We start from the raw sequence: 5,771 nt of genomic DNA, 5'->3' as shown, positions 1-5,771 counted from the left end.
GTTTTTGTTATTTGCGACCGAAAATTGGTGATAACATCTGTAAAAGGTCAATAATTAATTAAAATGTAGCTAAAATCGATTTGTAGTGCGATTGCCCTGGTATGATAGGGGCTTCGTAGGAGTTTAGGTAATAAATGGTAATGAGGAAATATAAATATTGGTGCGCTCACAGGGAACAAAACTAAAATATAAAAGCCTTTATCTTAAAGGCATACAGTAGTCTTTATTATTATATGTACAACAGTATGTACAACATACAAACCCTAAGCTTCATCAAGTCACCTAGATAAAATATTAAGAAACGTAAAAATGCGTAACTCATTGAAGTAAATGGGCTACGCGTTTTTTTTGTGCATGCTATAAAGTCGAGAGGATGATAAAAAGTATTAAATTATGCAAGTCACACAACAGTAAAACTACTGATATTGACACCTAAGTGTATTTTATATAACATGAATATAATTCATTGAAAGTTAAATAAGATGAAATTTATTAATTTAAAACCAAGTCAAAAACTCATTGATTTGAGTAAAGTTAAGGTTCTTATCCATCCGCAGGCTAAGGATGCACTCACTCTATGGCAACGGCTTAAATCCAGGAATACTGAAATAGACCTTTTCGTTTTAGACAAATTCTATCGACCACCTCTAAGGCTGATAGCGGGAAATGCCAGCACACTGTATTTTATTAACGATTTTGCTAGGGTCAATAACATATTGATATCAAATAGCTCAGATAAGTACCCATGCTTAATCACACCTGAAAGCATCCAAGATATTCAGATGCTGGCATGGGCTGAGGTTGTCAAGTTGGTGTTTTCGAAAGATATCCATCATCCTCAGTTGTTTAAAGCACTCAAAAAGATGGCCCCAAAATCTGTTATCTATAAATTGATGAATATTGATAGTCTAACGATCGATAACTATTGCAGCTTTGCTAATATAACCAAAGCAAGTTTTGAATACCAGCAATCTAAGACAGCAGTAGAAGATAGCGTAGTAGGACTTCCTATGAGTATGGATTGGCTAGTGAATTAACTATGGTAAATATTAACAACGATAAGTTGAGAACAGCACTAGATAAATTGGTACCGGCGAGATCTCCTGCCAGCCTGAAGATACAAAATCTCATTATTTACGTTGTGAGCTTGAAGCCGGGCTTTGCTTTAAATAGTGAGTTTATTCCTAAATCATCAGAGATGATCTTTACGATCAATGAGTGCGATGACATAGCAGATGCGATTGTTAAAGCTAAAAAGATTGAAGAGTGGGCTGTCTCATACATGCTCGTCCTGTTTTATAAAAAATATGGGGCAGTAGATAGTAAAAGCCATGCTTGGCAATTTATGAGTGCTTACCTGCAAATTATTTTAAGGATCACACTGCGAGAGGATAAACACTTTGCGAAAGTGAATCAGCTGGGTGTACGAGTTAGAATGGGATTGAATGTTCATAATCCTCAGTATGAAATCCTTAATGACCTCATTCATATTCATAATCAGCAGAACACATTAGCTGGCGTACTTAATGGCATTCGTCAGTATGAAACTTTAAAAAAGCAGTCAGAGGCTTCAGGGGAGGTCATCAATAAAAATCTGGCAGGAAAGATTGGTCGTATTCGACTGGCTTATGAGGTCGTAGCTGAAGATAAGAAGTTTGTAGGTAAGACCTATTCTAAAACTAGTAATAATGAAGCTTTCAAATCAAATTTAGATAAATTTTACTATGACAGTGAGGATGAACCCCTTAGAGCCACAGCATTCGGGATAAAGCACCAGAATGATAATGTATCGTACGATGAGAACCTTGCAGATGATGATCCAGAAGCGCTTTTAGATAATGACTTCAAGCCATCTAAGCATACAGCCAAGTCTTCAGAGCTTCAGCAATGGAAGCTTAAAAACAACTATCGTCACGCAAGGCGTAATGGGTTTGGTTTCCCAACCAGCTTACGTCAGCTAAGTTTAGCCAATATTCAAATGCTGTTTAATAGGCTCTGGCAGCTTTTAATGATTTCAAATGATGGCAGTCGTTCTAGCTATACCGTTATTTTGATTGCACTTATAAGTGGCCGTAGGGTTCAAGATGTCATTTACGAGCTGGGCCTAGATAAGGGTCAGCGAACTTGGTTAAGTTATAAGAAAGGGATTAATAGTAGCTATCATACTTTGAATATCACAGTAAATGTCACGACAAACCGCAGAAGTCACCTATTACCACATAGGCAAAGTTTTGATCGTGAATTTACTTTACCAATTCCGATTGAAATACAGTCTGATGTATGCTGAAAAAAACGGACAAAAATATTTGGTAAACTAGAATCCTAAACAGGAGTTTACCATGAGTAAGAAAAGAGTAGAATACAGCGACACTTTCAAAGCTGAAGCCATCGCCAAAGTCAAAGAAAATAACGGCAACATCAGTCAAACGGCTAAAGAACTTGGCATACCCATGAACACACTAGCAAACTGGCATAGGAAGGCTGAAAGAGGCGTACTTGCAGGCACCCAAAATTACAATTCTGAACTCATAGCCGCCTTGGATGAAATCAAAGACCTAAAAAAACAACTAAGAATCGCTCAAGAGGAACGAGAAATTCTAAAAAAGGCAACGGCGTACTTTGCCAAGAATCAATAGCCAAGTACGCCTTTATGCAAGAGAATCGATTGAAATACTGCATACAACGTATGGTGACCGTATTTGAAGTCAGCCTATCAGGCTACTATGACTGGCTAAAGCGAGGCATGAGCAAGCGAAAACAGCACCACAATCGCTGTGAGTTACTGGTCAAATCCGCTCATATGGATACACAGCAAAGCTATGGGCATGAACGTTTGCATCAGCATTTAACCAGCCAAGGACACGACATCAGCCTGTACATGGTTCGGCAAATCAAGCAAGAACATGGTATTTACTGCAAACGCCACAAGCGATCTAAGGTGACTACTGACTCAAATCATAATAAGCCTGTGTATCCAAACTTGTTAGAACAGCAGTTTGATGTGGCAGCACCCAATATCGCTTGGGTTAGCGATATTACCTATATTTGGACCAATGAAGGCTGGGTGTACTTGGCAGCATTCAAAGACTTGTACAGCAAAGAGATTGTGGGATATGCTCTAAATAAGCGTATGACCGCTGATTTGGTTTGTGAGGCTTTAAACAATGCCATTAAATACAAACGCCCTGCTCGGGGCTTAATCGTGCATTCTGACAGGGGTAGTCAGTATTGTAGCCATCAATACCGCCAAATCATCGACAAGTATGGTTTTGCTGGCTCTATGAGCCGAAAAGGCAATTGCTACGATAACGCCCCGATTGAAAGCTTCTGGGGTCAGTTAAAAAACGAGCTGATTTATCACAAAGTCTATGAGACTCGTGATGAAGCCATTAAGGATGGGGTTAGATATATTGAGATTTTTTACAACCGTCAACGAATACAAAAAGGGTTAGGATTTAAGTCGCCTACTCAAGTATTCCAAGACTTTTACCGTCAGGCTGCCTGATGAAATCTACCAAATGTTTTTCTCCGTTGTTGACAGCAGAGGTCAGTCTATTCTAGAACAACCAACTTTCATTGAGCAGACTCAGATTTTCGATAGTTTAAAAGACCTAAAACGTCAGCTCAACCTGCCAACTTTAAGTTATCAGCATATTGAATCAGCACTATATAGCATCATAAAAAATGAATTAAACGAGCCGTTACATGCTGATTTAATAACAGCAGTTGATGTAAAGCATAGTTCACCTCTTTATTATACGAGCATTAGCACAAAGAGCTTAAATGATACCTATGTTCAAGCTATATCTTTGATGGCAAGGATGTGTGGCACGGAGATTCAAAAGCAACTATCTTATAATGGCCTAGCTATAAATAATAAACCCTACATCGGTAGTGACATGGCTTTAAACAGGGGTATCTGCCAAAGGTTCTTTGAACAGTTAGCAGGTGCCGTTGAAAGCTATAATGGACGACTTATTAGAGACCTAAGTATTAAACAAGATCGTTATATTGAACAGTTTAATGCTTATAGTATTTGGCTTTGGCATATCATTATGATTCAGACGGGCATTAGACCTGTCGTCCATGCCCCAGGTTTATTAAACCAATTTGATTTTCGAGCTAGACTATTTTGGGTCTCAGACAAAGAAGAGCGTCAAGGACAGAGCCAGGGTAGGCTTATTCCACTAAGTCAGTTCTTAATAACAGCCATTCAAAATTATATAGAGTATATAAAGCAGTTTGCAGCACTACACAATGTTATATACCCGTCTGTACAATTTCCAATAGAAGACATTCTAAACTCTCGCCAGCCTTTAATTCAGCTTTTTAGTAAGAACCCTAGAGGCTTTTCAGGTATTACGCCAAGCAAAGTACGTTATCAGTTAAAGAGCTTTTTTAGTCATCAAGATAACTGGCTTCGACATCAACTGCGTACTTTGCTGACTAACAGAGCGCCCGAGCATTTAATACGCGCCCTCTATGGTCATGAACAGCCTGACCAGGAGGCAATGCATCCAATGTCATCGCTATCGATTAATGAGATTAAGAGTTTAAGTGATTATCTTGATGAGGTGGCATGTGAACTTAATTTGAAACAGGTAGGGGTAAGCGTATATGGCTAATTTAGTTGCACATGAATTAAGAGCGCAAAATCGTAATAGCACTCACCAAGATATCAAAGATGAGGCAAAAAGCCTGGTACAGTCTTATATGAGCATTAATCCACTCAAGCAAACGACTAAGCTGTCTGATTATTATCAGGATATAAACATTCTTTTGGAGAATGCCTTTGATACACCGTTTAGCTTTCAGCTGGCTCGTCAAGGCTTTTTAGAAGCTATCCGCGCATATAACCAAAGGCATAATACTCATTTAGATGAGCCAGTAGTTCCCGTTTTAGCAGAGCGTGACACGTTAAACATTGGATATGAGTGGTTTGTACAGGGTTCTCAAGTGAGCCTGGCTGTCCAAGATATGATTGGGATATGGCAAAGAAAAAGGAGGTTTAGCACCAGTGACTTAATTGAATCAGCGATATTTTGTAGCATTGTCTATGGCGGTATTAATGATATAGCAGTATTGAAGTCTTTCTATAACTGGATGCTAGGCAGTCGAGATGTTTATAGGTTAGATTTTACTAAAAGCAAAAGCGCAGAAGCCATTCAAAGCTTAGCGGTAATTGTGTTAACTGTGAAGGATGATAGTTATGGCTGTCATGAAACAGGGAGCAATAAGTTAACTAACTCTTCTGACAGTGAATTAAGTCGTTATGTTGAGTATATCCCTGATGATATGACACTGTGTTTCTTATACGCGCTAAAAGGGAAGAGTATTAAACATGAGAGTATCAAGTCTTTTGATACCTTGATTAATGACATTAGCAAGAAACTGAATCTCAATAATAAAGACAGGACAAAGCCAGGGTATTCGCAGCTAATTAAATATGCAAACTACCATTGGAGACAATTAGAAGGGTCTAATCTTGATAATGCTTTATCTACTATTAAGCAAGGCAAGGTTAAAACAACAGGTCTGCCTAAAGACAAGCTGATTAACTACAATCGAGAGTCAATTAATAAAAGTCCTAAGCCATTAGAGTGGCATGAGTTGTTTGAGGTAGTCACTGCACAACGCTCTACTGATAGCAAAAAGAGGAGTAGCTACCCTGCATTTAGTAAAAATTTGATTAGAGAGGTTCAGGAAGCACTTAAAGATACTAGGGTGGGTTCCATCAGCTATATCGAGCAGCTGCTTAATGATTTTCCTCA

The 5,771-nt window shown here is 38.5% G+C and carries 5 protein-coding genes; all 5 read left to right on the top strand.

What is annotated here, in order from left to right; all coding sequences use genetic code 11:
* Positions 1-482 precede the first annotated feature (482 nt).
* Positions 483-1,037, top strand: coding sequence for a hypothetical protein (locus A1019T_RS11265; RefSeq protein WP_077451713.1), 555 nt, complete (start codon positions 483-485; stop codon positions 1,035-1,037).
* Positions 1,022-2,287 carry a hypothetical protein gene (locus A1019T_RS11260; protein WP_143514124.1) on the top strand — a complete coding sequence of 422 codons (1,266 nt, stop codon included), beginning with the start codon at positions 1,022-1,024 and terminating at the stop codon, positions 2,285-2,287. The genes A1019T_RS11265 and A1019T_RS11260 overlap by 16 nt, the downstream gene beginning before the upstream one ends.
* A 52-nt stretch (positions 2,288-2,339) precedes the next feature.
* A protein-coding gene (locus A1019T_RS11255; protein WP_095532615.1) for an IS3-like element ISPssp1 family transposase occupies positions 2,340-3,505 on the top strand; the annotation gives its coding sequence in 2 pieces (ribosomal slippage) (positions 2,340-2,598 and positions 2,598-3,505; 1,167 coding nt in all).
* Positions 3,506-3,518: 13 nt separating this feature from the next.
* The gene (locus tag A1019T_RS11250) at positions 3,519-4,625 is read left to right on the top strand and encodes a hypothetical protein (RefSeq protein ID WP_077451710.1); all 1,107 of its coding nucleotides are present in this window, start codon (positions 3,519-3,521) and stop codon (positions 4,623-4,625) included.
* The coding region (locus A1019T_RS11245) for a hypothetical protein (RefSeq protein ID WP_143514122.1) at positions 4,618-5,771 on the top strand (1,154 nt) is incomplete at its 3' end. The genes A1019T_RS11250 and A1019T_RS11245, both read left to right, overlap by 8 nt.

This window comes from Psychrobacter piechaudii (assembly GCF_900162825.1).
Taxonomy (GTDB): domain Bacteria; phylum Pseudomonadota; class Gammaproteobacteria; order Pseudomonadales; family Moraxellaceae; genus Psychrobacter; species Psychrobacter piechaudii.
Note: the sequence above shows the minus strand (reverse complement) of the source record. Positions and strands in the feature narration are given on the sequence as shown.